Genomic DNA, 23,348 nt, shown 5'->3' on the forward strand with positions numbered 1-23,348 from the left:
GTCTATTCTATAAAGTGCTCGAATCCATAGATCAAGCCTGTATATCCCATTACCTTTTCAATACCCATCTTAACGCCTGGCATATATCCCGCACGCTCATAAGAATCATGGCGAATCTTCAAGGATTGTCCGAATCCGCCAAAAATCACTTCTTCTTGAGCAAACACACCAGGAAGACGGACACTATGTATCCGGAATCCGTTATAGTAACCACCACGGGCACCTTCAATGGTTTCTTCCTCTTTAGGATTACCTTGACGAAGTTCCTCACGAACTTCCGAAATCATCTCTGCGGTTTTGACCGCAGTTCCAGATGGAGCATCCAGTTTCTGGTCACCATGATACTCTATAATTTCCAGATGCGGGAAGTACTTTGAAGCTTGCGCCGCAAATTTCATCAATAGAATAGCCCCAATGGAGAAATTCGGAGCAATAAGTCCGCCTATCCCCTGTTCTTGACACTGCTTGTCCAGTTCCACCATCTGCTCCGGTGTGAATCCGGTTGTACCGATAACCGGACGCACTCCGTACTTAATAGCTAGCGCTGTATTCGTATACGCTGACTGTGGTGTAGTGAAATCCACAAGGACATCTCCGTTGCTTCCCGCGAGGGCGGCCTCAAGATCAGAAGTTACAATAACGCCTGAGTCTTCCAGACCTACCAGACGCCCTGCATCAATATCGCCCGAAGAACGATCTACTGCTGCTGCTAACTCCAGCTCTTCGTCCTGCAATACAAGTTTAACAACCTCTTTACCCATTCTTCCGCCTGCGCCGGATACAACGACCCTGATCTTGTTATTCATATTTTTTCCATCCTCGCTCTCACTAGTTATATAGTTATTGCATATACGATTGTATGGATTTCTGAAGGTCTCTCATCAATTCCCGCAAGCCAGAATCATCCGGATGTAACGAAATCACTTCTTTTAAGGCAGTCATAGCCTGTAAATGTTCATTCACTCGACTATGCGCGATAGCAAGCCATACATAAGCATCCCCATATAATGGATCAAGGGTAATCGCCTCTTTGAGCAGTGTAATCGGATGATAAGGGTTGCGAGTTTTGTTGTCTTCATCTTCTATCAACCGTTTGGCTTCCTGTACATGCATCATAGCCTGCAAATGCTGCAGATGCAGACTATACTCAGGTTTGCTGGTGTCCAGCTTTACAGCAGCCTGAGCATGAACTAAAGCTTTATCTAGCATACCACTGCGGGCATACGTTATGGAACAACGATATCTAACCTCGGCATCAGCAGGGCTTGCCGCAATTGCAGACTCGAAGCAAACAATAGCTTCGGCAAAGTCACTGCGCAATATCGAGCGGTAGGCCTCTCTTACATAATCCTTATGATCCATATACACACCATCCTCACGGCTAAATCCCGTTCGTTTGGTACAGCATATGTTATAGAGGCCTAATCGGTGTCTTTCGGTGTCCAACGTCCCGCATCACGGGTATTAAATTTATGCATTACCTTATTATGCGCTTCCGTCAGGTCTATCCCGAGAGAATTTGCAAAACAAACGGTAATAAACAGAATATCTCCCAGTTCAAGTTCAATGGAATTCTCAGCTTCATCAGACTTCTTAGGCTTCTCACCGAACTCATGATTGACCTCTCTAGCCAGTTCTCCGACTTCCTCGGACATGCGGGCCAGCATAGAGAGTGGACTGAAGTACCCTTCCTTAAACTGCGATATATAAGCGTCTACTTCACGCTGTATGTCACCAAGACTTTTGTCCATAAAATGTAACTTCTCCCCCTCTGTATATCTTGCCTTCTGTTTGCCCCTATGTTATCGTAAAGACGTTTTGAAGACAATCTTTTTTGAATATTTTAACACACGCAAGAAAAGGTATACTTATTATAGGAAAAGAAAAACTGCCTACAAAAGGCCTAACGAGGGATTTCATGAATTCAAAAAAGGTAATTACAATCAGCAAGACAGTCGCTCCCATCTTGCTCGGAGCCGCAGTATATGCCTTCGGGCTACTGTATTTCATCATTCCAAATCAGTTGATGGAAGGCGGCGTAACCGGGATCACACTTCTCCTTAATTATGCCTTTAGTATTCCCATCTTTTTATCCACACTGCTGATCAACCTTCCTTTGTTTCTGCTGGGCTGGAAAGTCCTAGGCGGGCGGCAAATTGTGTATACAGGTGTAGGGATCGGGGCGTTGACCTTTTTCCTGTGGGTTTTCGAACGAATGATTACTGCGGGATGGATTATCCCCTTCAGTACCGAACACGACTTTATTCTTGCGGCACTGTACGCAGGAGTAACGCTTGGAACAGGGCTTGGGCTAGTATTCCGTTTTGGGGGTACAACAGGTGGTGTTGATATTGTCGCAAGAATTCTGGGACGGAATTTTGGCTGGAGCATGGGGCAGATTATTTTGGCCATCGACATTATTATTATTGGCTCTTCCATCCTCTACATTCCTAAAGAAAAAATACTTTACACACTTGTCGCAGTTTTCATCTCATCACGAGTTATAGATTTTATCCAAGAAGGTGCCTATGCTGCCAAGGCATTTACAATTATCAGTGATGATGCACCGCAAATTGCCGATCTGATTACAGCGGAAATGGATCGTGGTGTAACCCTCATCCCTGCCATTGGTGCTTATTCCAAGCAAGCTAAATATATGGTGTACTGTGTAGTCTCAAGGCAAGAAATTCGCCGGCTAAGTCTGCTGGTCAAATCCGTTGATCCACGCGCCTTCGTAATTATTAGCGATGTACACGACGTACATGGAGAAGGCTTTCGAGAAACCTAATTAAAAAGGAGTGTAGGCCATTTCAAGCCCACACTCCTTTTTGCTGTTATAATTTCACCCTACGGAATCGGCTTCCAATTCTGATTCTGACCACGGTACTTGCGATAAGCTACATAGGCTAACGCAGCTATAATGAAGCTTGCTGCTAACCCTCCCCAAATCCCAAATTCTTGCGATGCCAGCGGCAAGGACAATGCGGGTTCATCCTTCTCTTTTCCGAACATCACTCTTACCGCATCCTGACCATAAGATACAATTTCAAGCAGGCGGGCACGTTCAACTTTTTGTGAGGACGAAGGAATGCCGGCCGCATATGAGAGCCAAGAATCAAAAGCACTCACAACTTCAGGCTGGCGGGAGACAATCACTGCCGGCCGGATGTTATCATACCTGCCCTGCAGTCTTTCCAGAGCTGTTTTCCAGCCCGCCAAATCATTTGCAACCGCACTTTGCTCCATCGCATTTAGATCCTCACGAATCAGCTTGTAGTACTGAAGCCAGATAGGCTGACGCGGATGATTAAGACTATTGGCAGCTAGACGTAGCTTGGCGGCTGCCGCTTCCCATTGCTGTGGATTTATTTTCGCGCCTGCCACGGTAGCCTTCAGGTCCATAATGACCCCTGACAACGCATTAATCCCCTCCACAGAGGTCATTCCCTCAAAGGATGTGGACACAAAGATCTTGGAGATCGCTTCGGTCTCCTGTCGAACCTTCATTACATCCCCTTCCAAAACATACCCATACAACGCCTCAGCGGCTTGTTCCAGCTGCTGTGCTCCAGTCTTTCCGCTCATTACTGCCAAACCGTTACCCGAACTAACGTCGGCGCTTTGCTTCGAAGCATTGCCAGACCCTTCGCCATCATCCCCTAGCGCTGCTGAAGCCTTTACAACATCCATACTGGTCAGTAGCCAGCAGAATACTAGCACAACCACTACATAATATCTCCCGCGGAGCATGAAACTCCCCTCCTACCCAAGAAGAAACGACGTTGTCGTCTTTTAAAGACGATATTCGTTTCTCGTAAAATTATAAGGATAAAGTATAGTATAAAACTTATACTTCTTATAATTCTAAATGTATGGCAGGGGGACAAGGGATAGAACTGCTTACTAACGTCTATTCTTGAACTGATAGATTGACTCTACCGGTCTTTGTCTTCTACTAAACAACCAAGCAGCTGCAACACTAAGCAGCGTAAGCGCCATAGTAAAGTACTGTACCTGAATTACATAATCGTTCAAAACAGAAGGTAACCACGGATAGATTCCGTAAGAATAATCCAGCATATCGTTGGCGAGTGTCCATAGTAAGGCTAATGGAATCATTTTGCGGAAAGAAAAAAACCTTGCATAAATCAACGCTTCAACTGCCATCCCCGTATGGGAGATTACCAGCATCCAATCTTTCCAAACCAAAACATCACCGTGATAACCCCCGGCAAAAATAATGCTCACTGCCCATATCCCGTACTTCACTGACGTAACGACCGCCAAAGCCTCAATAAGTTCCCTTACATTGTTTCCTGTGTAGCTTTTTGGAGGGAAGAGCATCAGCAACAGAGCTAAGGTAAAAAACAAACTTGCGGTTGGGCTATCCGGAACAAATGGAAGCAGCCAGTGTGGATAATTAGCCGCAGTGAACTCCAGTTGATTGCCATACCATATGTAGCCATAAATTGTGCCCAGGAAATTTACGATAAATAACAACCAAATAATTCCCCGGTTCTTAAACAGTTTGTTAAACCAATGAACTGGCATACAGATTATTAACCTCCCCAAGTAGTGGCACTTTACATTTAGACATACAAAAACCTGACCGCATGCACGATCAGGTTGCGTTATCATTATTTTACTGTTCGCTTTTTTGTTTGGCAAGCCAGCCGGCCAAGGTATCGATATCCGCTTCTGACAGACCTGCTCCCAACGCGGTATCGTACATTTTTGGCATCTGCCCTTGACCCTCTTTTATAATAGTAAGGATTGCTTCTTTGTCATGAGTGTCCCCAACTCCGCGAAGCGAAGGTCCGCCTGCCCCTTTCAAATCCGCTGCGTGACAGGTGATACAAGTAGCTTGTTTGTAGAGCCCCATAGCTGGATCATCCTTGTCCACAATCGCTACTTCTTTTGCCTTAACGGCGCTGGAGGTTGGAAGACCTTTTGCCCTGTTCTCCGCCGCCTTTTCTTCCCGTTGAACATCTTCAGGAATCTGACCCGTTTCAGCCATTTCATGTTTATATTCAGTCCAGGCTGTATTGGTCAAATAAACAATTGCTGCTAGGGACAAGAACATCAAAGATGAAGCAATCGGCCTACGGTAAAAGCGACGCTCTCTACCCGTATCCAAAAAAGGAGCCAACAGAAGTGAACCAAAAGCCACACCAGTAACTCCTAGTGTACCCAGAACGATATAATCGCCCGAAGCATAAGGGAGCTTCAAATACTGATAGAGAAACAAGAAATACCAGTCAGGAATCGGGATAACCGTAGCACTAGCATTTGCTGGAAACCCTAGCGGAGCTGGCTCTGAAATAGTAAGTACTAATATTCCTACAAGTACAACGACTCCGACCATCCATTCCTTCAATAGAAAGTTAGGGATAAAGGCTTCCGATTTGCCGGGGTAAGCCGTGTAGTCCGGAGGTGTGATAAATCCGTTCCCTTTGCGAACTCTGGAATCACCGACATATACAACCTTTTCCTTAGAATTGTTTCCATGCGCCATCCGTATTCCTCCTCTCTCAGATTAACTTACAACGGTCCGGAAATCCCTTGTCTGCGGATCATAATAAAGTGTCCTACGAGCAGACTAAGAAGCACCGCTGGGAGGAAGAATACATGTAGTGCGAAAAACCGAGTTAAGGTTTCGGCGCCAACAATCGTTCCGCCTTGCATCAGTTCCTTCAGCACCGGCCCCATTACTGGAACAGAATTGGCTATTTCGAGAGTTACTTTTGTTGCGAAATAAGCTTTATTATCCCAAGGCAACAAGTAACCTGTTAAACCAAGTCCCAACATTACGAAGAAAATCAGCATTCCAACTACCCAGTTCATCTCACGCGGCGCTTTGTAAGAGCCTGTAAAGAAGACGCGCATCGTATGAAGGAACATCATAACAATTACTAGACTTGCACCCCAGTGATGCATCCCGCGGACAATCTGTCCAAATGCAACACTTGTCTGTAAATACTCAACACTAGCATAAGCATTAATAATGTCCGGAACATAATACATCGTTAAGAACATACCTGATAAAATCTGAATGACTGTAATAAAAAAGGTCAGTCCGCCAAAGCAATACACGAACGCAGAGAAATGATGGGCCGGATTAACATGCTCAGGAACCTCGTGATCGGCCACGTCTCTCCAAATTGGCGTAACATCCAGACGTTCGTCAATCCAGTTATAGACATTTTTAAACATCAGAACTAAGCCTCCTCACGAGCTACTGTATTTGGCACAATGTCTCCCAAAAGCACCCACCCGTTATCGAATTTCGTTTTATACTGATCAAGCGGCTTAGGAGCAACCTCGAGATTTTTGCCAAGCTTTGTATAACGTGCACCATGGCAAGGGCAGTGATATTCGTCCGGATGAGCTTTATTGTTGTTCCACCCGACCGTACATCCCAAATGTTTACAAATCGGTGAAAGCGCATAAATATCACCCTTCGCGTCTTTCCGGATCCACGCAGTGAGTGTCGCTGTACTGTCGTACCATCCGTCCTTCTGTTTCAATTCAAAAGTAAATTCCTGGGGCTCTTCGGTGATTTTGCTTATCTCAGCAACCTTGATAAAATCTCCAGCACCCTTCTTATGTAATATCGGATCTACGACAAAACGGACCATTGGAAGAATTGTACCCGCCCCCATAAAAGCAGTGGCGCCACCAAGCGTGTAGGTCAAAAATTGCCTGCGCGACATCTCTTTACGGCTGGGTGGTTGTTCAGGCCATGTCTCCTGTTGTTCATTATGGCTGCTCATACTGTTATATAACCCCCTTCTCAAGATATAAGAAAGTATCTGTGGTGTCCGATCAGAGATGTCTCAATATAAATAATCCGTTTTCAAATCTTTTCAATGAAATACATCACATACCATTTGGATTCAACCTAATAATAGCTTAGGCTCCAAAACCCGTCAAGAATATTGTCTAATTTGTGACAGGCTAAAAAGCGGTTTCAACCTGTAATTGTTGAATTTCTGTCACATTTATAAGGAGTTCATCTCCGCCACATCTCTTGAATTTTGATACTAATTCCACTGTTATTCTTCCCTTCTGGAGAAGCCTCAATGATAGGCAGAGAGAGAACTAAATCGCTTTCATAGATTTGGCTTTCTTGGAGAGGTACATCCGCTGTCAACACCACAACATGCTGGAAACCACTGGATTTGACTTTTTGGCAAATCTCATTAATTAAATTCACATAACCCTCTCCAGCATACTGAATGGCTGGGTAAGTCACGATCCGCCCCTTGAACGGTATTTCCACCATATCCATGAAATTACGTAATCTTTCGAGTGCCTGAACGGTCTCAGGAGGACTCTCAAGTCCAGTTAATCCTGTAAAAGGTATGAGACATGTATCATAGAATTTTCGATTTTCTTCCCAAGTGTCCACTTCAAAATCGCTGAATTTCATTTCCATTCATCTCCCTATGTATAATTGTTAATCTTTTTGATCTTTCGCAGATCTTCCTGAAGTTATAGAACCCATTATATTGAAGGAGGAGGATGAACGTCCAGATTTAGATTTTTTATTTTCGTTCGTTTAAGCAAAGTGAGTAGATTATAAGCAAAAAAAGAAATGCGCTAAGCGCATTTCTTTATGCCAAACTTTTAAGTTCCTCAGTAAGATTTCGGAAAGCCATCTCATCTCCGGTAGCCAGCGCCGTGTCAATCTCACGGTGCAAGATGTCGGAGCGACGCTTTCGCAGCGCTTCATCCCACACCATTTCTGCCGCAAGTCCTAGCATCACTTCATACGTAGCCTTCATTTTGTCCATTCGATACACCTCCGCTGTTTAAGAGATCCTTTTTTCTTGTTATTTGATATTTTGATATCCATCAAGATGATTATGTTTTCGGTTTCAAGAGAAGCGGCACCTACTAAAGCATATTCATCAATCCTGTCTTCGTTCTACATATTTGCCCATTACGCTCAATACTTCCTCTATTGTACCCATCAGCAGCATTAACGGATTCCTACATCTGCGTATGTAATCCCCATAAGCCTTTTCGCATGCGCACCTCTACCGAAGATACTTAGGTACGGCTGTCTCTATCCCCCATGGCGTCATCATCACAGCGAGTCCACCAGAAGTCTCGCCCAATTTAAGCATCCCTAGGTGCACCATCATCCGTATTATTCGTTGCTCTAGAATAGAAGCAGCACTGTCATAATAAAACGGTTTAATTAGCCACCCCACACCATCCACTAAAGAAGGTACTGTCACCCAATTACCGGCGCTAATGCTTATCCAATACACAAGTGAAGGTAGATTTGGCACAGCCCCTTTATATAGTCTTAACCAAAAAGAGAATATCTGCATCAACGAATCACATTTTCCATCGTTTAACACAGCCTCACCGGTCGCAGTAAGCCTTAGCCGGAAGCCTTCCTCAGAGATCCAGCGGCGGTGACGAATATAGTCATACAAAAGCGCAAATCTTGGAGGATAATGCTCACAAGCTCTCCCATAACCAAACCTCCAACCGCCTTTGCTAAGAAGCTCCTCCGGAATATGAAGCGCGTTCATCACACCTTGCTGGTACCGCCTATACATTGCCCCTTCCTGATTCAGTTCTGGCTCATTGTCCTTAATATATCTCAGCAGCATTACCAGATCACTGATCATTAATTCTCCTTCACTGCGATACATAACAGGTTCAGGGCTAGTTGCGATGCTCTCTTTGATATGTGCACTCATCGTCTCCCGAAAACGTTCTTTTAAATCCTTGGGTACCTGGTACAAATATCTGGTCTGCTGTGAGGAACCACTAAAAAGCCAGCCTCCACTTTTGAAACGAGAGACCATCTCCCGGAAACCTCCAGTTTTCCCTTCAGGTGCATCAAAGGACGCTTGCCTTGCCACAGCCAACAAATCCTCAAGACTAAAGTATGTGCGTTCATCAAAAAGCAATGTATTCAAAAACCGTAAATCCTCCGGAGCGCATTCCCGGATATGAGACTCCATAAAACTTCTGCTTCCAAGCATAATCAAAATACTTTGGATCAAGTCGTGTTTGGAATTCTGTTTGCATTCACACCGGTAGCGGCCCGCTATGGCGGTCAGCTGTCCAATATCTGCATAAGTAAGCATATCCGCCAGATTCATGTTTTATCGCCTCACCGTTTTACTACCATTATGGGGAATACTGCCTATTTTATTCCCTTTATTGCAAAAAAAATAACCCGAAGCCCGGGTTAATGCTGATTTTGCAGGATATGGCGAGTACAATTATATAAAATAGGATTCCATTCCCGCTCTTTCTTCTCCAGAATCGTCAAGGATAGATTGCCAATTCGTTCAGAATACTTATCCTTGTAAAGAGCAGTATACAGCTGAGCAAGAAATCCTCCATGGGATATGACGAGTATATTCCGATTGGGATGCAGTGCAGAAATATCTTCCATAAAAGCAAGAGCCCGAGCCTGAAGCTGTTCGTCGGTTTCTTGACCGAGGGAGAGCTGGCTCCATTCCTTACCCCACTTCTCTTCACGTTCTGCGGCAGTAAGCCCTTCTACCTGCCCATAAGCACGTTCCCGGATACGCTGATCAGGTTCTAATAGCGGAATTCCTAACTTGTCAGCAATAATCTTACCGGTCTCAGCAGCGCGGGAAAGATTACTAGTAACGCAGTAGTCCCAGCTGTACGGTTCCTGTAATAAGCGGTCAGCAAGCATTGCAGCTTGCATCCGTCCTTCATCATTAAGTGGAATATCACTTTGTCCCTGTATTTTCCCTATCGCGTTCCAGTCCGTCAATCCATGGCGTATCAAGCCGATTAGCATGTTGCCTCCCCCTTTTCAGCAAAGTATTTGTCTCTTAATGTAACATGGATGAAATAAAAAGTCTTCTTTTTATGAGTTTTACAATGCAAAAAGCCCCTCATTACATTAAGTAAAGGGACTCCTTCAATGTTCTGAATATTATAAACAACGGAAGCAAAGACATACGTCTAATAACCTCTATGATCGGCGATAACGATTCAGCCTAGTTAATGAAAATACTGCAAAGCCTACACCTAACATCGATAACATCATCCAGTATTGAGGATGAGTGGGTCCCATACTTACTACAAGGGGTTCAATGATCCCACCTTCAGAGCCCAAAATTGGATACGTTGATTGCCATTCCATCGAGGATCCAGCGACACCTGTCTCCACAATTCCACTCTGAGCAACAACTGCATCACCTGGAGTTCTGAACATCGTAAAATAAAGAACGCTGGACAGAAATATTGCCAGAAAGCATGCGATCCATAAGCTAAGCCGATGGCGAACAATAGCAGAGGTCCCAGCAGATTTCCCGTCACCGGGCATCAACCATGGACTCTCTAAATAAATCCGCTCCATGACTTTAACATTTATGGCTTCAGCACGCTCTTCACTGATCTCTTCCCTCAAATCTTGCATAAGCAGGCTGCTCTCTTGCCATAGAGCCCATTCTGCAGCGCAGTAAGGACAAGTTTCAATATGTCTTTCAAGTAAAATCCGCCTAGGATGTGTGGGGGGAGCGTCCCACAAGAGCGGAATACATTCTTGCGCTTCCCTGCAATTCATTCGCCTTACACCCTCTCAACCTGCTCTTCAACTTCAGGCTCATTGAAATAGGATTCGAGTTGAAGCTTCACACTACTCCTGGCACGAAACAATAATGATTTCACTGAGCTTACACTCTGATCTAAAATTTCTGCGATTTCTTGATAGTCCATTTGATCATATTCACGTAGGATAAGTGCAGAGCGTTGTTTTTCGGGAAGATTATTTATCGCCTCACGGACCAAATTCATCCGTTCATTGCGCAATGCAGCCTGCTCGGGTGCAACTTCAAACGGTGCTACTGGTGTATATCCACTCTCTTCCAGAGATACATTACCGGCACGGTTCTTGCGAAGCTCACTTAGCACAGTGTTGCGGGCGATAGTGTACAGCCATGTTGAGAATGAAGCATCTACCTCTCGAAAGGAATGCAAACTACGAAATGCCTTGTAGAAGGTCTCCGAACAAAGGTCCTCTGCGATAAGCTCCATATGTGAATTTCTAAGCATATGATATACAAATGCTAGTATTTTACGTTGATAACGACGCATTAATTCTGAATATAATTCTGTGTTTCCTTGTTTGATTTGCTGGATCAACTGGGAATCCGTCATGGTGAGATTGGCCCTCCTCGCCCTTGCACGTCTTTTCCCATCCGGTCCGTACTTATTATACCGGTTTGGGCTTTAAAAGTTGCGGTGTTACTGCAAATATTTAGTTTTTTTATGAAATACACCTATGTATATTCAACTACCCGATAATTAAGGCATGATGTATATGAAGAAGACAAAAAGAAATAAGGCATACTTCTAATTTTACATAAATATAGAAACGAATCTAGAAACATACCTGCTCTATTGTACCACATATTCTCATAGGATGACATTAATAGACTTAAGATAGGTCCTCTCGCCAACAAGACCCGACATTGGATTTCTGACATAGATTCCGGCTTTAAAAATAACACATTTATCAATTTTTAAAAACTGTTGACAAAATGTAAACGTATACATATAATAAAAGTACAGTATGGTTTCTCTCCACTCCTATCCAATACTTAACGGTTCCAATTTATTGTGAACTGTAGCCGCTTACTTTGTAAGCGGTCTTTTTTTGTCCTGAAAGCGCTCTACCTTTTTTAGATGGTCAATATCAGATTATTTTACTATAGCGAGCGAATTAGCTTCCACAAATCCCCACAATCATCTATTACCCCGTCTGCGTCCACTTGAAGAGGTATATGCTCATTACGTTTCCAAATGCCTTGCAGCCCTGCGTTACGGCTCGCTTGTACGTCATTCATTGGATGATCACCTACAAATATAGCCTCCTCTGCGCTCACCCCATTGGTATCCTTCCTTTTGCAAAAATAAAGGATTAAACCGGGGACGGTGATAAGCTTACGGGCAGGTTCGTTACATAGACGTCAGATTTTGTTTAGCTGCGTGTGTTATCCACCCTCTAATCCTAATCGTATGGAAAAGAGTCAAAATAAACAATATACTAGCTATAAAGTTATTTATTGAGGTGAATTTGAAATGGATGAAATCGATGAATCAAAACAACTGGTACTACAAATCGGCGGTGCCTTGAAAAAGTACAGAAAAGAAAAAAACATGAGCTTAGATGACTTAGCGGAATTAACAGGCGTAAGCAAACTTACTCTGGGGAATATCGAACGTGGCGAGACAAATCCAACTTTGGCGATAATATGGAAAATTTCAAAAGGCATATCTTTGCCCCTATTAGCTTTGTTCAAATCTGAAGACCCTGTTAGTCTGTATCGAGCAGGTGAAGGTCTCCGGTTTTCTAATGATCAAAAGAATTGGATCATTGAACCCGTCTTTAAAAACGTAAGCAACGATATTGAAATGTGTCGGGCTTACTTACAGCCAAATAGTTCGTATCACCCTGAAGGTCATCATGTGAATACAACTGAAATTGCGACAGTAATGACTGGTTCCATTGAAATTCGAGTCGATGGAGAAATGTACACATTGAATCAATATGATACGATCAGTTTTCGTGCAGACCGCCCTCACTCTTATACCAATCATACAAATAGCGAAACAGTGCTCCATATCTCCTTAAAATATGGTTTCTAAAAGTCGAAAATTTCACCTATAAAATGCAACTCAGTATTCCATTCTATATGGAAACTCTGAGTTGTATTTTTTTAACTAATTTAAGCATTTCAAGATATAGGACAATCTCAATAAAGTAAACTTTAAAATACTTATTGTTAAATTTAATATATTATACTATACTTTCATTGTCCGCGCGGATATTAGTACGCATTAATTCTGGGAGGGAAAATGAAGAATGCCGAATAAAAAATTCGTACCATCATCTTTAGGGCTGCTACTACTCGGCATTATTATTATTGCCGCAAATTTACGTGCTCCCTTAACCTCGGTCGGTCCTTTAGTGGGTCTCATAAGGGGTGACGTTCATATTTCCAATACTTTAGCAGGCCTGATAACAACGGTACCTTTACTTACCTTTGCTTTAATATCGCCTCTAGTACCAAAACTAGGACGTAGGTATGGAGTAGAACTTTTAATTTTGTTTGCCCTGATCTTTTTGACTGTTGGTATTGTAATACGTTCTTTATCTGGGGCTGCAAATCTGTATATTGGAACTGCAATTCTTGGATTTGCAATTGCCGTTTGTAATGTATTAATGCCAAGTTTAATCAAACGTGATTTCCCTAATAAAATCGGTGCCATGACTGGTGTATTTGCAATTTCAATGAGTTTATCTGGAGCGATCGCCTCGGGAATCAGTGTACCGCTAGCTGCAAACGCAGGTTTAAAATGGCAGGGTGCATTGGGAATTTGGGGGATCCTAAGCTTTGTATCGATCCTTTGCTGGTTGCCTCAATTAAGGAAGCATACGAAGCAAACAGCCTCGACAAGTCAACAGATGGCCGGCAATGATGTGAATGTTTGGCGTTCCCCTCTTGCCTGGCAAGTAACCTTGTTTATGGGGATGCAGTCTATGATTTTCTATGTGCTGATCGCATGGTTGCCTGAAATTTTAAAACAGCAAGGCATTGACTCAAGCCAATCAGGATGGTACCTCTCAATAATGCAGTTAGCGCTGCTTCCATTTACCTTTATTGTCCCCGTTATTGCAGGGCGAATGTCAAATCAACGTTCGTTAGTGTTCATCACAACCATTTTGCTTTTGACGGGAACGCTCGGACTGCTTTACGGAAGCTCCAATATCATTCTGTTGTGGATTATCATACTCGGAATTGGTGGAGGCTGCGCCTTTAGCTTGTCCATGATGTTTTTCGGTTTACGTACTAAAAGTGCGCATCAAGCAGCGGAACTGTCTGGTATGGCGCAATCGATCGGATATCTGCTTGCCGCAATTGGTCCTGCCCTTATAGGATATTTGCATGACACGACAAATAGTTGGAACCTGCCACTTTTCATACTGCTTGGCGCTTCGGTCTTACTCTTTATTGTCGGTCTAGGAGCAGCAAGAAATCGTTTTGTAGGTAGCCAAGCTAGTTACGAGGAAACAAACTCAAGTACCAGAGAATTTCTTGGAAGAAATACTGATCGAAATGAAGAAAGCGAGTTTGGGAACAGTTGCAACAAACCAAACCTAAATTAGAGTCTTCGGGTATTAATCCGGAAGCATTTTGCGGCACTCCTTTCTTTTCTTCGTTGATCCAATAAACATTTAGCTTGTACGAAGACGCTATCGGACACAGTTGACCTTAAATACAGCATTAATCCACATTTGGGATGCTAACGGACCGCATAGCAGCTATTGGCACGAAAAACACCCAATATAAGCCTCTTCATATGAAATAGTGTCAGTGGAGTCCGAAAGACTGCTTCAAAGGCAAAAAACGAGCAAATAACGTCATTAGGGTCCGTAAGTACTAGGTGGTACTTATACTGGTACTTATACTGGTACTTATACTGGTACTTATAGTGGTACTTATACTGGTACTTATAGTGATGGCGATGGCGATACCGATGATGATACTGACGGCGGCATGTTGAACTAAGCAACCAACAAACCAACAAACAAAAAAAACAGCGATTCTCTATCAACATGAGAATCGCTGTTTTGCTGTTTATTACGATTTGAAAACGAACCTGAGCGAACCTTAATACTACACGTATACCGTATAATCATGATGCTGCAACAGGATCTTCGCCCGCTCCATATCGTTCTCCTGACGGAATGAGAGACGCATAATCCCCGGAACATCTTCACGGCTTTCGATAATTTGTACGTTGCTAAGGTTAATTCCTTGATCCCCCAGCTCTGTAGCAATACGACCGATAATCCCCGGATGATCCGGTACATCAATATGTAGGTCAAATAAAGGTGCTATCATACCTTTACGCCGTTCAGGCAATTGACTACGGAAGCCATTGGCTTCATGAAATGCCTCTTCAATCCCTACACCATCTTCACTTTCCAGCAAACGAACAAAAGAAGAAACTTCCTCGTTCCAATCCTTCAACAATCGAAGCATCACTGAACGATTGTTTAACAAGATATCACGCCAAATAATTGGATCACTGGACGCAATTCGTGTAATATCCCGAAAGCCCCCTGCAGCTAACGTACTATACAAGGAGTCAGTATCATCATAAGCTTTAATCTGATTTACCAGCGCAACCGCAATAATATGTGGCAAATGACTAATGGCACCTACAATCTCATCATGACGTTCTGGATTAAGGCGTACAATCTGCGCTCTAGTAAGGTGGAGTAAGGACTCCAACGCGTGATAAGCCTCGTCTGGCACTCCCGGTGGAGGCGTTAATACGTAATAGGCATTCTCAAACAACAGCGATGAAGCTGCCTCAACACCTGAACGCTCTGATCCTGCCATAGGGTGACCGCCGATAAAATGTACTCCAGGAATATCCAAAGAGACCGCGCATGCGGCAATACTAGCTTTCGTACTTCCAACATCTGTAATGATGCAGCCGGGCTTGAGCGGCAATTTGCTTAACTGCTGCAAATAATCCTCTAGCATACCCACCGGCACACATAAAAAAATGAAATCGGCATCGATTGCCGCTTCCTCCACAGACAATGTGGCACTATCGACCACACCTCTGCTAATATACTTACTCGCGGATTCAGGACGGTGGGCATGGCCAACGACGGTCAGGCCCTCCTTGCCTTTAAAGCAAAGGGCCAGTGAGCCTCCGATCAGACCGACACCGAATATTGCTATTTTTGTCGTCATGTTCTTTGAACTACCTGCCTTCTTTAGTCTTGACTTGCTGTTATTACTAGGCGCGTACTCCACTCTCTATAAGAGTTTGTTCCAGCGCGGTGATAAAAGCTGTATTCTGCTCAGCCGAGCCCACAGTAACCCGAATATAAGTCGGATAAACCTGATGACCCGCTCTTACGATGATTCCTTTACGCATCAAAGCATCAAAGACCTCTGTAGCAGGCTTACGAACATCTACCATGATGAAGTTCCCGTGTGCCGGGAAGGATTCTAGACCCAGACGTTTGAATTCACCTTGCAATTGGACAATACCCGCGCTATTAAGACGACGGCATTCCTGCACATAATCTTGGTCATTCAAAGCAGCAAGAGCTGCAGCTTGAGCAAGACGAGAGGTATTAAATGGCTCGCGTACCTTGTTGATCAACGAAATGATCTCAGGACTCGCAACACCGTATCCAATACGCAATGCAGCTAAGCCATAAATTTTGGAGAATGTGCGAAGCACAACCAAATTCTTGTAACGAGTCAGTAACTGGATGCCATTGGAGTATGAAAGATCTGTTACATACTCACAGTATGCCTCATCAAGGACAACCATTACATTGGAAGGCACAGCATCCAGGAAAGAAACCAAAGCTTCCTCTGGTACAATCGTACCTGTTGGGTTATTCGGATTACAGATCCAGATAACCTTAGTACGGTCTGTTATACGGGCCAGCATTCCATCCAGATCATGTGTCCCTTTTACAAGTGGCACCTCAATAGATACCGCACTTTCGATGTCTGCGTTACTCTTATACACGGAGAAGGTCTGGTCCGCCATGATGGTCTCATCACCTGGCAAGAAAAAGGCACGAGCAATAAGTGCAATAATCTCATCTGAGCCACAGCCAAAAATAATATTGTCGTTATTCACGCCAAGACGGCTGGACAGTGCTGAAGTCAATTCAACGGCTGAGCCGTCCGGATAAAGATAAAGATTCTCAAGTTCTGCTAGAATTGCTTCTTTTGCACTCGGTGAAGCTCCATACGGGTTCTCATTGGATGCAAGCTTAATAACCTCACTTAAGCCAAGCTCCTTCTTGACTTCGTCTATAGGTTTCCCTGGTTTGTAGACAGGGAGATTAACTATATTCGGTTTTGGATTCATTGAATAGTCCTCGCTCTCCATAGTTGATTACTCCACTATACACAGGTCAGAATGACACTGTTATGGTCTTTTTAATTGTGCCACAAATTCTCGAATTTGCAACAGTCCCTCATTCCGCGTAGCAGGATGATCGAGCAACGGAATTACCTCTTCTATTTTGCGGACAATGGCACTCCCTACTACAACACCATCGCAAATCTGAGCAAAACGGGCAACCTGTTCGCCAGTAGAGATCCCAAATCCTACAGCCACTGGCAGATCCGTAGCTTGACGAACGGAAGCAATAAAGGCTTCTACATCCGCATGGAAAGAGGATCTTTCTCCAGTCACCCCTAATGAAGATACACAATAGATAAACCCGCTCGCACCGGATACAATCTTTGCAATACGTTCGCTTGAGGTTGGTGCAACTAAAGGAATGAGGTTGACTCCAACTTCATCACTACGGCGCCGCATCTCCGCTGATTCCTCAACGGGAAGATCCGGGATAATAAGTCCGCTAATTTCATGCTTGTTCAGATCAGCAAAAAACGTATCAAGACCCATTTGCAGGATAGGATTGTAATAAGAAAACAAGATAAATGGCAAACTGCTGCCGGCTTGACGAGCCTTTAGCGCGGTCTCCATGCAAGTGCGCAGGTGAACTTCACCCCGCAGTGCCCGGGCAGATGCTCTCTGAATTACAGGGCCGTCTGCAAGCGGATCAGAGTAAGGTACTCCCAGCTCCAGAATATCTGCACCTGCTGTCTCCAGTTCAGTAATGATGGCAAGAGTAGTCTCCAAATCTGGATCTCCAACAGTCAGAAAAGGAATCAATGCGGTCCGGTTCTCAGCTTTAAGCTTCCGGAATACCAAATCCATCCGGTTTGTAGTTTGGGTTGTCATTCAGTTCCCTTCCCTTCTGTATACGCCATAATGGATTCTACATCTTTGTCTCCCCGGCCTGACAGGCAGATGACAACAATATCATCCTTGGTAAGGGTTGGACCCAATTTCACTACATGAGCTATCGCATGTGCTGATTCTAACGCTGGAATAATACCTTCCGTTACGCAAAGCAGCTTCAGTGCATCTAGCGCCTCTGCATCTGTAATCGGTACATATTTTGCGCGTTCGATATCTTTTAGATAGGAGTGTTCAGGACCCACACCAGGATAATCCAGGCCTGCGGAGATGGAATGTGCTTCTGTTACTTGTCCATGCTCATCCTGCAAGAGATAACTCATCGAACCCTGGAATACGCCATGAGTTCCTTTACTCATTGTTGCCGCATGAAAAGGGGTATCAATGCCTTTACCAGCCGCCTCTACACCAATCATACCGACACTTTCATCCTCAACGAATGGATAGAACATACCGATGGCATTACTGCCACCGCCTACAGCAGCTACGAGCAGATCCGGCAGCCTTCCTTCAGCCTCCAGAATCTGGCGCCGTGTTTCATCCCCAATAACCCGCTGAAAGTTACGGACCATCATCGGATAAGGATGCGGTCCTACAGCTGAACCCAATATATAGAAGGTATCGTCTACATTGCTAACCCAGTAGCGAAGCGCTTCGTTGCCGGCATCTTTTAAAGTGCGCGATCCGGAAGTAACGGGAATCACTTCTGCACCAAGCAGCTTCATCCGGAATACATTAAGGGCCTGGCGGCGCGTATCCTCTTCCCCCATAAACACCTTACATTCCATACCTAGCAGAGATGCAACTGTAGCTGTGGCTACACCATGTTGACCCGCGCCAGTCTCAGCGATTACCTTCGTTTTTCCCATCATTTTGGCCAAAATCCCTTGACCAATCGCGTTGTTAATCTTATGGGCACCTGTATGATTCAAATCTTCACGCTTCAAATATATTTTAGCTTCTCCCAGATGTTTGCTCAGACGTTCCGCATAATACAGCGGGGTCTCCCGTCCGGAATACTGTTTTAATAGATAATCTATTTCTTCCTGAAAAGCTGGATCTGCCGAAAACTTACGGTAGGCCTCCTCCAACTCAATCAATGCATTCATCAAAGTCTCGGGCACGAAGCGGCCTCCGAATGAACCGAAACGTCCATGCTGGTCCGGTACTTGTATCATGATTGCTTCACCCTTTCCACAAAAGCTGTCATTTTTTGAATATCCTTAATGCCGTCAGTCTCTACTCCACTCGATACGTCTACCCCATACGGGACATAGGTATCAAGCAATTCACCAACATTATCTGAATGAAGCCCTCCAGCCACAAACAAGGGCAAGCCATGTCGTACTGCAATTTCTTGGTACTCAGGTAATTTGTTCCATGCGAAGGTTCGGCCAGAGCCGCCGCTCTGCAATGGATCATAAGTATCTAATAAAACCGCATCTACTGCAGCTGCGTAATCTTCCAAGGTATATTCATTTTCAGCTTTATCCCGCTCTTGATCAGCAACGGACAGTGCCTTCCATACCTGAACCTGTGGATAAGCTTGGCGAACCTGCTGGCAAAAAGCCGGGCTCTCCTGTCCATGGAGCTGAATTACATCTAAATGCACCACAGACAACAATTCGTTCAACTCATCCAGCTCCGGATTAACAAAAACTCCTGCAGCCTTAGGAATTTCACCAGTCTTCCAATTTGGAAGTTCTGCAATCAGTTCGGCAGCACGCTCTATGGATACCTTCCGGCGGCTAGGTGCAAAAACAAATCCGATATAATCTAGTGGTAAGTGTAACATAGATTTTAGCACTTCAACGTCCTGAAGTCCACAGATTTTTACTAATGTCTCAGCCATGCCGGACACGGTCCTTTCCGTTAGGAAGCTCACCGAGCAAACCGTTAACCGCATCCTCTACGTTAGCTTGACGCATTAGATACTCCCCAACGAGCACTCCGTGAGCACCAGTAGTTCTTAGGTAGCCGATGTCTTTTGACCCGGAAATTCCACTTTCGCTGATCACTGGAACACCTTGCGGCACAAGAGCTGCCAGCTCGGCTGTTGTCTCCAAAGAGGTCTCGAAGGTACGTAGATTACGGTTATTAATTCCTAGCAGGACGTTAGGTTGGGTTATCTTTTCTGTGCTCAGTACAGCCGCCAGTTCATTTCGGTCATGCACCTCAATCAAGATATCCAATCCAAGCCCTGAAGCTATATCTATAAAATGAGACAGTTGTGCCGGTGTCAAAATAGCGACGATCAACAACACGGCATCCGCTCCGAGAAGACGTGCTTCGTAGATTTGCTTCTCATCGATAATAAAATCTTTGCGAAGCAGCGGCAGATTTACAGCTTCCTTCACTTGCTGCAGATAAGCTGCGCTGCCCTGGAAATATTCTGTGTCCGTCAGAACAGATAAACAATCAGCGCCTCCAGCTTCATATCCTTTTGCAATGGAAACAGGATCAAAATCTTCACGGATCAACCCTTTGGAAGGAGAAGCCTTCTTCACCTCAGCGATCAAGCCCATATCTCTGTTCTTCCCTTGGGTCAGAGCCTTACGAAAGCCTCTTGTTGCCGAAAGAAGCGCAATATCACGCTCTGCTTGTGCCAACGAAAAGTTTTTACTGAGCAATTCAACCTCTTTAATCTTAGTCGCGACAATTTTATCAAGATACATAATTAAGTTCCTCCGTCATAGCTACAAGCTGATTAAGCTTGGATAGTGCCTTGCCTGAATCCACTACATCTTTTGCTCTCTCTACGCCTCCGGCCATGGTATCTGCCAGACCAGCAACATATATACAGGCTCCGGCGTTAGCAAGAACGATATCACGATAAGGATTAATCTGCCCTTGAAGGACCGAGGTAATAATCGCCGCATTTTCAGCTGCATCTCCACCCAACACAGCTTCCAGTGGATGTCTGTTAAGACCTAATGCCTCTGGCGTTACCTCATACGTGGTTACGATGCCCTCTTTTAGCTCAGACACTAATGTAGGGGCCGAGATGCTGATTTCATCCAGACCATCCAAGCTGCTGACAACCATCGCACGCTTGGACCCCAGCTCCTTCAGTACATTAGCCACCGTCTCTGTCTTATTCCGATCATAAATCCCCAGCAGCTGACGGTCAGCACCCGCGGGATTCGTAAGCGGACCAAGCATATTAAAAATCGTCCGCACTCCAAGCTCTTTACGCGGTGCCGCCGCATGCCGCATCGAAGGATGATAGATTTGCGCGAATAAAAAACAAATGCCGATTCGATCCAAGCATTCCCGAGCCTGATCCGCATTCAGATGAATGTTGACGCCCAAAGCTTCAAGTACATCTGCACTTCCTGCTCTACCGGAAGCTGAGCGGTTGCCATGTTTGGCAACTCGTACAGAAGCCGCTGATGAAATAATCGCTGAGGCGGTAGAAATATTAAACTTATGGATGCCGGAACCGCCCGTACCACATGTATCTAGCAGACGCGCTTTTTCAGTAAGGACAGGTGTGCCGAAACCTCTCATGGCTTCCGCAAACCCCGTAATTTCCTCCACGGTCTCTCCCTTAATCCGTAAAGCGGTCAGCAGTGATCCGATTTGCGCCTGAGAAGCATCTCCCAGCATGATTGCACCCATTATATCCCGTGCTTCTCCACGTGTCAGACTTTTGCCTTCGATTAGTCCAGCGATTCCTGATTGTATCAATTTTGTTGCATCCATAATGTTCATCCTCCCAGCCTTAATGTAATCTTTTATATTAATCAAACCACCTGTTCAGGGGTATATGTGTACATGTAATCTTGATTGATGACTTGTTTCTCTTTTATCTCGGGTGGGAACATAGCCTCTGCCATACGAATAGCTTTTAGCATGCCCTTCGCTTTATTCACCGTCTCTTCATACTCTTTCTCCGGAACCGAGTCCCAAACGATACCCGCCCCAGCCTGCACATATGCTCTGCCCTTACGGAAGATGATTGTACGGATGGTGATACATGAATCCATATTTCCCGAGAATCCCAAATATCCAATCGCCCCCGCATAAGCACCACGGGCTTCTCGCTCCAATTCAGCAATAATCTCCATTGCCCGTAGCTTAGGTGCTCCTGAGACAGTACCGGCTGGCAGACAGGAGAGAAAGGCATCAAAGAAATCTTTATCCTCGCTAAGCGTGCCTGACACATTCGATACCATATGCATGACATGAGAGTATCTTTCAATTTCCATAAAGGAATCACATTTTACAGAACCGAATTTGGACACTCTTCCTAAATCATTACGACCTAGATCAACTAGCATCAAATGCTCTGCACGTTCTTTTTCATCCTCCAGCAGCTCCGCGGCGTAAGCACGATCCGAAGCTTCACTTTCACCTCTTGGTCTTGTTCCGGCAATCGGCCGTGTCTCCACACGGTTTCCATCTACCTTTACGAGCGCTTCCGGTGAGGTTCCAACAATAATCTCTTCATCCATTTTCAAATAATACATATATGGAGATGGGTTAAGCGTCCTGAGCATCCGGTATACATGCAGTGGAGAAACCTCCGTTTCAATATGCAGGCGCTGCGACAACACCACTTGAAAAATATCGCCAGCCCGAATGTATTCCTTCGCTTGTTCTACGTTGTTGATATATTGTTCTTTAGTCAGGTTGGAATGAATCTCACCCAGCTCAATATCCTGCGGAATGCTGCGGCGGTTCACATTTTCCTTTGGCCCTTCCTTTTGCAGCTCTTCGGCCATATCCTCAAGCTTACGACTTAAGCTTTCGTAATTAGATTTGATATCTGAGTCCGTATCACCGTCTTTAACATGCAGGTTGCCAACTAGGAGAATTTGTTGTTTCACATGATCAAAAACAATGATGCGATCACAGAACATAAACCGGATATCATCCATTTGGAGATCATCTACTGGATGCTCAGGCAGCTTCTCATAATATTGCAGCAGATCATATCCAAAAAATCCGATAGCTCCTCCAGTAAATGGCGGCATCTCATCCAGCTTAGGGCTACGGTATGAACGAAGCAGTGCTTTAAGCTCCTCAATCGGCTTTCCATGCAGCTGTTTTTTCTTACCGTCGATCTCTACGTTAATTGCACCCTTTTTTCCCGATATCATTAAAAAGGGATCGCTGCCGATGAACGAATACCGGGCCCATTGTTTGCCGCCCTCTACACTTTCTAGTAAGAACGCGCGGTCACGTTCAGCAAAACGTTGGAATAACCGGATAGGTGTTTCCATATCAGCCAGCAGCCGCTTCACAACAGGAATCAGATTATAATCCTGCGACAGCTTTACCACCTCTTGAACACTTGGATTCGTCATTTTTAGATGCCCCCTTAGTTATATAAATCTTTCCGAAACACAGAAAAACCCTCTACCAAAGTAGAGGATTTGTGTAAGTAAGTATATGTTTTTGAGCAATGATCAGCATCGTTATGTTGTGCCTACAGACTTATCTCTAAATAAGATACATCACGGATGTGAAATAACACTCCAGTACATATCAAAATAAAGACTCTGCGT

26 protein-coding genes are annotated in these 23,348 nt (G+C 44.6%); 3 read left to right on the top strand and 23 right to left on the bottom strand.

Annotated features, from left to right (window positions below):
* Positions 1 to 2: 2 nt before the first annotated feature.
* From dapB to NYE35_RS21375, 3 genes are read right to left on the bottom strand one after another with little or no spacing between them, the layout of a single operon-like run.
* Complete coding sequence (gene dapB / locus NYE35_RS21365; RefSeq protein WP_036676273.1) at positions 3 to 806, bottom strand: 4-hydroxy-tetrahydrodipicolinate reductase; 804 nt, start codon at positions 804 to 806, stop codon at positions 3 to 5.
* A 34-nt stretch (positions 807 to 840) separates the two neighbouring features.
* Positions 841 to 1,362, bottom strand: a complete 522-nt coding sequence (locus NYE35_RS21370; protein ID WP_036676272.1) for a tetratricopeptide repeat protein — start codon at positions 1,360 to 1,362, stop codon at positions 841 to 843.
* 59 nt (positions 1,363 to 1,421) lie between these two features.
* The gene (locus NYE35_RS21375; RefSeq protein WP_036676271.1) at positions 1,422 to 1,751 is read right to left on the bottom strand and encodes a nucleotide pyrophosphohydrolase; all 330 of its coding nucleotides are present in this window, start codon (positions 1,749 to 1,751) and stop codon (positions 1,422 to 1,424) included.
* A gap of 167 nt (positions 1,752 to 1,918) precedes the next feature.
* On the opposite strand from NYE35_RS21375, the gene NYE35_RS21380 reads away from it, so the two are divergent.
* A complete protein-coding gene (locus tag NYE35_RS21380) occupies positions 1,919 to 2,788 on the top strand; it encodes a YitT family protein (RefSeq protein ID WP_036676270.1) in 870 nt (289 codons plus the stop codon).
* A 59-nt stretch (positions 2,789 to 2,847) separates the two neighbouring features.
* On the opposite strand, the gene NYE35_RS21385 is transcribed toward NYE35_RS21380, so the two are convergent.
* From NYE35_RS21385 to NYE35_RS21440, 12 genes are all read right to left on the bottom strand, one after another.
* Positions 2,848 to 3,750, bottom strand: a complete 903-nt coding sequence (locus NYE35_RS21385) for a sporulation protein YpjB (protein ID WP_038572421.1) — start codon at positions 3,748 to 3,750, stop codon at positions 2,848 to 2,850.
* Between the two features lie 153 nt (positions 3,751 to 3,903).
* Positions 3,904 to 4,551, bottom strand: a complete 648-nt coding sequence (locus NYE35_RS21390; protein WP_051490910.1) for a DUF1405 domain-containing protein — start codon at positions 4,549 to 4,551, stop codon at positions 3,904 to 3,906.
* Positions 4,552 to 4,642: 91 nt separating this feature from the next.
* Positions 4,643 to 5,515, bottom strand: coding sequence for a menaquinol-cytochrome c reductase cytochrome b/c subunit (locus tag NYE35_RS21395; protein ID WP_036676267.1), 873 nt, complete (start codon positions 5,513 to 5,515; stop codon positions 4,643 to 4,645).
* Positions 5,516 to 5,541: 26 nt separating this feature from the next.
* Positions 5,542 to 6,213, bottom strand: coding sequence for a menaquinol-cytochrome c reductase cytochrome b subunit (gene qcrB / locus NYE35_RS21400; RefSeq protein ID WP_036676266.1), 672 nt, complete (start codon positions 6,211 to 6,213; stop codon positions 5,542 to 5,544).
* Between the two features lie 5 nt (positions 6,214 to 6,218).
* Positions 6,219 to 6,773, bottom strand: a complete 555-nt coding sequence (locus NYE35_RS21405; protein ID WP_036676264.1) for a QcrA and Rieske domain-containing protein — start codon at positions 6,771 to 6,773, stop codon at positions 6,219 to 6,221.
* Positions 6,774 to 7,012: 239 nt separating this feature from the next.
* The gene (locus NYE35_RS21410; protein WP_036676262.1) at positions 7,013 to 7,432 is read right to left on the bottom strand and encodes a DUF2487 family protein; all 420 of its coding nucleotides are present in this window, start codon (positions 7,430 to 7,432) and stop codon (positions 7,013 to 7,015) included.
* Between the two features lie 184 nt (positions 7,433 to 7,616).
* Positions 7,617 to 7,796 carry an IDEAL domain-containing protein gene (locus NYE35_RS21415; protein ID WP_036676261.1) on the bottom strand — a complete coding sequence of 60 codons (180 nt, stop codon included), beginning with the start codon at positions 7,794 to 7,796 and terminating at the stop codon, positions 7,617 to 7,619.
* A 246-nt stretch (positions 7,797 to 8,042) separates the two neighbouring features.
* Complete coding sequence (locus NYE35_RS21420) at positions 8,043 to 9,128, bottom strand: hypothetical protein (protein ID WP_076101463.1); 1,086 nt, start codon at positions 9,126 to 9,128, stop codon at positions 8,043 to 8,045.
* Between the two features lie 89 nt (positions 9,129 to 9,217).
* Positions 9,218 to 9,805 carry a histidine phosphatase family protein gene (locus tag NYE35_RS21425; RefSeq protein ID WP_036676257.1) on the bottom strand — a complete coding sequence of 196 codons (588 nt, stop codon included), beginning with the start codon at positions 9,803 to 9,805 and terminating at the stop codon, positions 9,218 to 9,220.
* Between the two features lie 177 nt (positions 9,806 to 9,982).
* Entirely contained in the window at positions 9,983 to 10,429 is a 447-nt protein-coding gene (locus NYE35_RS21430) for a hypothetical protein (protein WP_051490909.1), read from the bottom strand.
* A 152-nt stretch (positions 10,430 to 10,581) separates the two neighbouring features.
* Positions 10,582 to 11,169 (bottom strand): RNA polymerase sigma factor, encoded by a 588-nt coding sequence (locus tag NYE35_RS21435; protein WP_036676255.1) that lies wholly within the window; start codon positions 11,167 to 11,169, stop codon positions 10,582 to 10,584.
* Positions 11,170 to 11,720: 551 nt separating this feature from the next.
* The gene (locus NYE35_RS21440) at positions 11,721 to 11,897 is read right to left on the bottom strand and encodes a hypothetical protein (RefSeq protein ID WP_143766109.1); all 177 of its coding nucleotides are present in this window, start codon (positions 11,895 to 11,897) and stop codon (positions 11,721 to 11,723) included.
* Between the two features lie 196 nt (positions 11,898 to 12,093).
* Here NYE35_RS21440 and NYE35_RS21445 point away from each other — a divergent pair, with 196 nt between their 5' ends.
* Entirely contained in the window at positions 12,094 to 12,660 is a 567-nt protein-coding gene (locus tag NYE35_RS21445; RefSeq protein ID WP_038572428.1) for a helix-turn-helix domain-containing protein, read from the top strand.
* A gap of 217 nt (positions 12,661 to 12,877) precedes the next feature.
* Positions 12,878 to 14,182, top strand: a complete 1,305-nt coding sequence (locus tag NYE35_RS21450; RefSeq protein ID WP_341122020.1) for a CynX/NimT family MFS transporter — start codon at positions 12,878 to 12,880, stop codon at positions 14,180 to 14,182.
* A gap of 511 nt (positions 14,183 to 14,693) precedes the next feature.
* On the opposite strand, the gene NYE35_RS21455 is transcribed toward NYE35_RS21450, so the two are convergent.
* Genes NYE35_RS21455 through trpE form a run of 8 tightly spaced genes read right to left on the bottom strand, consistent with a single transcriptional unit; the run spans position 14,694 to position 23,147 of the window.
* Entirely contained in the window at positions 14,694 to 15,788 is a 1,095-nt protein-coding gene (locus tag NYE35_RS21455; RefSeq protein ID WP_036676253.1) for a prephenate dehydrogenase, read from the bottom strand.
* Positions 15,789 to 15,834: 46 nt separating this feature from the next.
* Entirely contained in the window at positions 15,835 to 16,932 is a 1,098-nt protein-coding gene (gene hisC, locus NYE35_RS21460; RefSeq protein ID WP_076127634.1) for a histidinol-phosphate transaminase, read from the bottom strand.
* A gap of 60 nt (positions 16,933 to 16,992) precedes the next feature.
* On the bottom strand, positions 16,993 to 17,817 hold the full coding sequence (gene trpA, locus NYE35_RS21465) for a tryptophan synthase subunit alpha (RefSeq protein ID WP_076147359.1): 825 nt from the start codon (positions 17,815 to 17,817) through the stop codon (positions 16,993 to 16,995).
* Positions 17,814 to 19,013 carry a tryptophan synthase subunit beta gene (gene trpB / locus NYE35_RS21470; RefSeq protein ID WP_341122022.1) on the bottom strand — a complete coding sequence of 400 codons (1,200 nt, stop codon included), beginning with the start codon at positions 19,011 to 19,013 and terminating at the stop codon, positions 17,814 to 17,816. Before trpB ends, trpA begins: the two co-directional genes overlap by 4 nt.
* A complete protein-coding gene (locus NYE35_RS21475; protein WP_036676248.1) occupies positions 19,010 to 19,687 on the bottom strand; it encodes a phosphoribosylanthranilate isomerase in 678 nt (225 codons plus the stop codon). The genes trpB and NYE35_RS21475 overlap by 4 nt, the downstream gene beginning before the upstream one ends.
* On the bottom strand, positions 19,680 to 20,510 hold the full coding sequence (gene trpC / locus NYE35_RS21480) for an indole-3-glycerol phosphate synthase TrpC (protein ID WP_339210377.1): 831 nt from the start codon (positions 20,508 to 20,510) through the stop codon (positions 19,680 to 19,682). The genes NYE35_RS21475 and trpC overlap by 8 nt, the downstream gene beginning before the upstream one ends.
* The gene (gene trpD / locus NYE35_RS21485) at positions 20,500 to 21,540 is read right to left on the bottom strand and encodes an anthranilate phosphoribosyltransferase (RefSeq protein WP_178944283.1); all 1,041 of its coding nucleotides are present in this window, start codon (positions 21,538 to 21,540) and stop codon (positions 20,500 to 20,502) included. The genes trpC and trpD overlap by 11 nt, the downstream gene beginning before the upstream one ends.
* Before the next feature lie 41 nt (positions 21,541 to 21,581).
* On the bottom strand, positions 21,582 to 23,147 hold the full coding sequence (gene trpE, locus NYE35_RS21490; protein WP_036676243.1) for an anthranilate synthase component I: 1,566 nt from the start codon (positions 23,145 to 23,147) through the stop codon (positions 21,582 to 21,584).
* Positions 23,148 to 23,348 lie beyond the last annotated feature (201 nt).

Origin of the sequence: Paenibacillus sp. FSL L8-0494 (assembly GCF_038003695.1) — a bacterium.
Taxonomy (GTDB): domain Bacteria; phylum Bacillota; class Bacilli; order Paenibacillales; family Paenibacillaceae; genus Paenibacillus_AQ; species Paenibacillus_AQ odorifer.

Excerpts from the sequence above, each read along its gene's own strand:
- dapB (WP_036676273.1), bottom strand. The coding sequence starts at position 806 with ATGAATAACAAGATCAGGGTCGTTGTATCCGGCGCAGGCGGAAGAATG.
- NYE35_RS21370 (WP_036676272.1), bottom strand. The coding sequence starts at position 1,362 with ATGGATCATAAGGATTATGTAAGAGAGGCCTACCGCTCGATATTGCGC.
- NYE35_RS21375 (WP_036676271.1), bottom strand. The coding sequence starts at position 1,751 with ATGGACAAAAGTCTTGGTGACATACAGCGTGAAGTAGACGCTTATATA.
- NYE35_RS21380 (WP_036676270.1), top strand. The coding sequence starts at position 1,919 with ATGAATTCAAAAAAGGTAATTACAATCAGCAAGACAGTCGCTCCCATC.
- NYE35_RS21385 (WP_038572421.1), bottom strand. The coding sequence starts at position 3,750 with ATGCTCCGCGGGAGATATTATGTAGTGGTTGTGCTAGTATTCTGCTGG.
- NYE35_RS21390 (WP_051490910.1), bottom strand. The coding sequence starts at position 4,551 with ATGCCAGTTCATTGGTTTAACAAACTGTTTAAGAACCGGGGAATTATT.
- NYE35_RS21395 (WP_036676267.1), bottom strand. The coding sequence starts at position 5,515 with ATGGCGCATGGAAACAATTCTAAGGAAAAGGTTGTATATGTCGGTGAT.
- qcrB (WP_036676266.1), bottom strand. The coding sequence starts at position 6,213 with ATGTTTAAAAATGTCTATAACTGGATTGACGAACGTCTGGATGTTACG.
- NYE35_RS21405 (WP_036676264.1), bottom strand. The coding sequence starts at position 6,773 with ATGAGCAGCCATAATGAACAACAGGAGACATGGCCTGAACAACCACCC.
- NYE35_RS21410 (WP_036676262.1), bottom strand. The coding sequence starts at position 7,432 with ATGAAATTCAGCGATTTTGAAGTGGACACTTGGGAAGAAAATCGAAAA.
- NYE35_RS21415 (WP_036676261.1), bottom strand. The coding sequence starts at position 7,796 with ATGGACAAAATGAAGGCTACGTATGAAGTGATGCTAGGACTTGCGGCA.
- NYE35_RS21420 (WP_076101463.1), bottom strand. The coding sequence starts at position 9,128 with ATGAATCTGGCGGATATGCTTACTTATGCAGATATTGGACAGCTGACC.
- NYE35_RS21425 (WP_036676257.1), bottom strand. The coding sequence starts at position 9,805 with ATGCTAATCGGCTTGATACGCCATGGATTGACGGACTGGAACGCGATA.
- NYE35_RS21430 (WP_051490909.1), bottom strand. The coding sequence starts at position 10,429 with ATGCAAGATTTGAGGGAAGAGATCAGTGAAGAGCGTGCTGAAGCCATA.
- NYE35_RS21435 (WP_036676255.1), bottom strand. The coding sequence starts at position 11,169 with ATGACGGATTCCCAGTTGATCCAGCAAATCAAACAAGGAAACACAGAA.
- NYE35_RS21445 (WP_038572428.1), top strand. The coding sequence starts at position 12,094 with ATGGATGAAATCGATGAATCAAAACAACTGGTACTACAAATCGGCGGT.
- NYE35_RS21450 (WP_341122020.1), top strand. The coding sequence starts at position 12,878 with ATGCCGAATAAAAAATTCGTACCATCATCTTTAGGGCTGCTACTACTC.
- NYE35_RS21455 (WP_036676253.1), bottom strand. The coding sequence starts at position 15,788 with ATGACGACAAAAATAGCAATATTCGGTGTCGGTCTGATCGGAGGCTCA.
- hisC (WP_076127634.1), bottom strand. The coding sequence starts at position 16,932 with ATGAATCCAAAACCGAATATAGTTAATCTCCCTGTCTACAAACCAGGG.
- trpA (WP_076147359.1), bottom strand. The coding sequence starts at position 17,817 with ATGACAACCCAAACTACAAACCGGATGGATTTGGTATTCCGGAAGCTT.
- trpB (WP_341122022.1), bottom strand. The coding sequence starts at position 19,013 with ATGATACAAGTACCGGACCAGCATGGACGTTTCGGTTCATTCGGAGGC.
- NYE35_RS21475 (WP_036676248.1), bottom strand. The coding sequence starts at position 19,687 with ATGGCTGAGACATTAGTAAAAATCTGTGGACTTCAGGACGTTGAAGTG.
- trpC (WP_339210377.1), bottom strand. The coding sequence starts at position 20,510 with ATGTATCTTGATAAAATTGTCGCGACTAAGATTAAAGAGGTTGAATTG.
- trpD (WP_178944283.1), bottom strand. The coding sequence starts at position 21,540 with ATGGATGCAACAAAATTGATACAATCAGGAATCGCTGGACTAATCGAA.
- trpE (WP_036676243.1), bottom strand. The coding sequence starts at position 23,147 with ATGACGAATCCAAGTGTTCAAGAGGTGGTAAAGCTGTCGCAGGATTAT.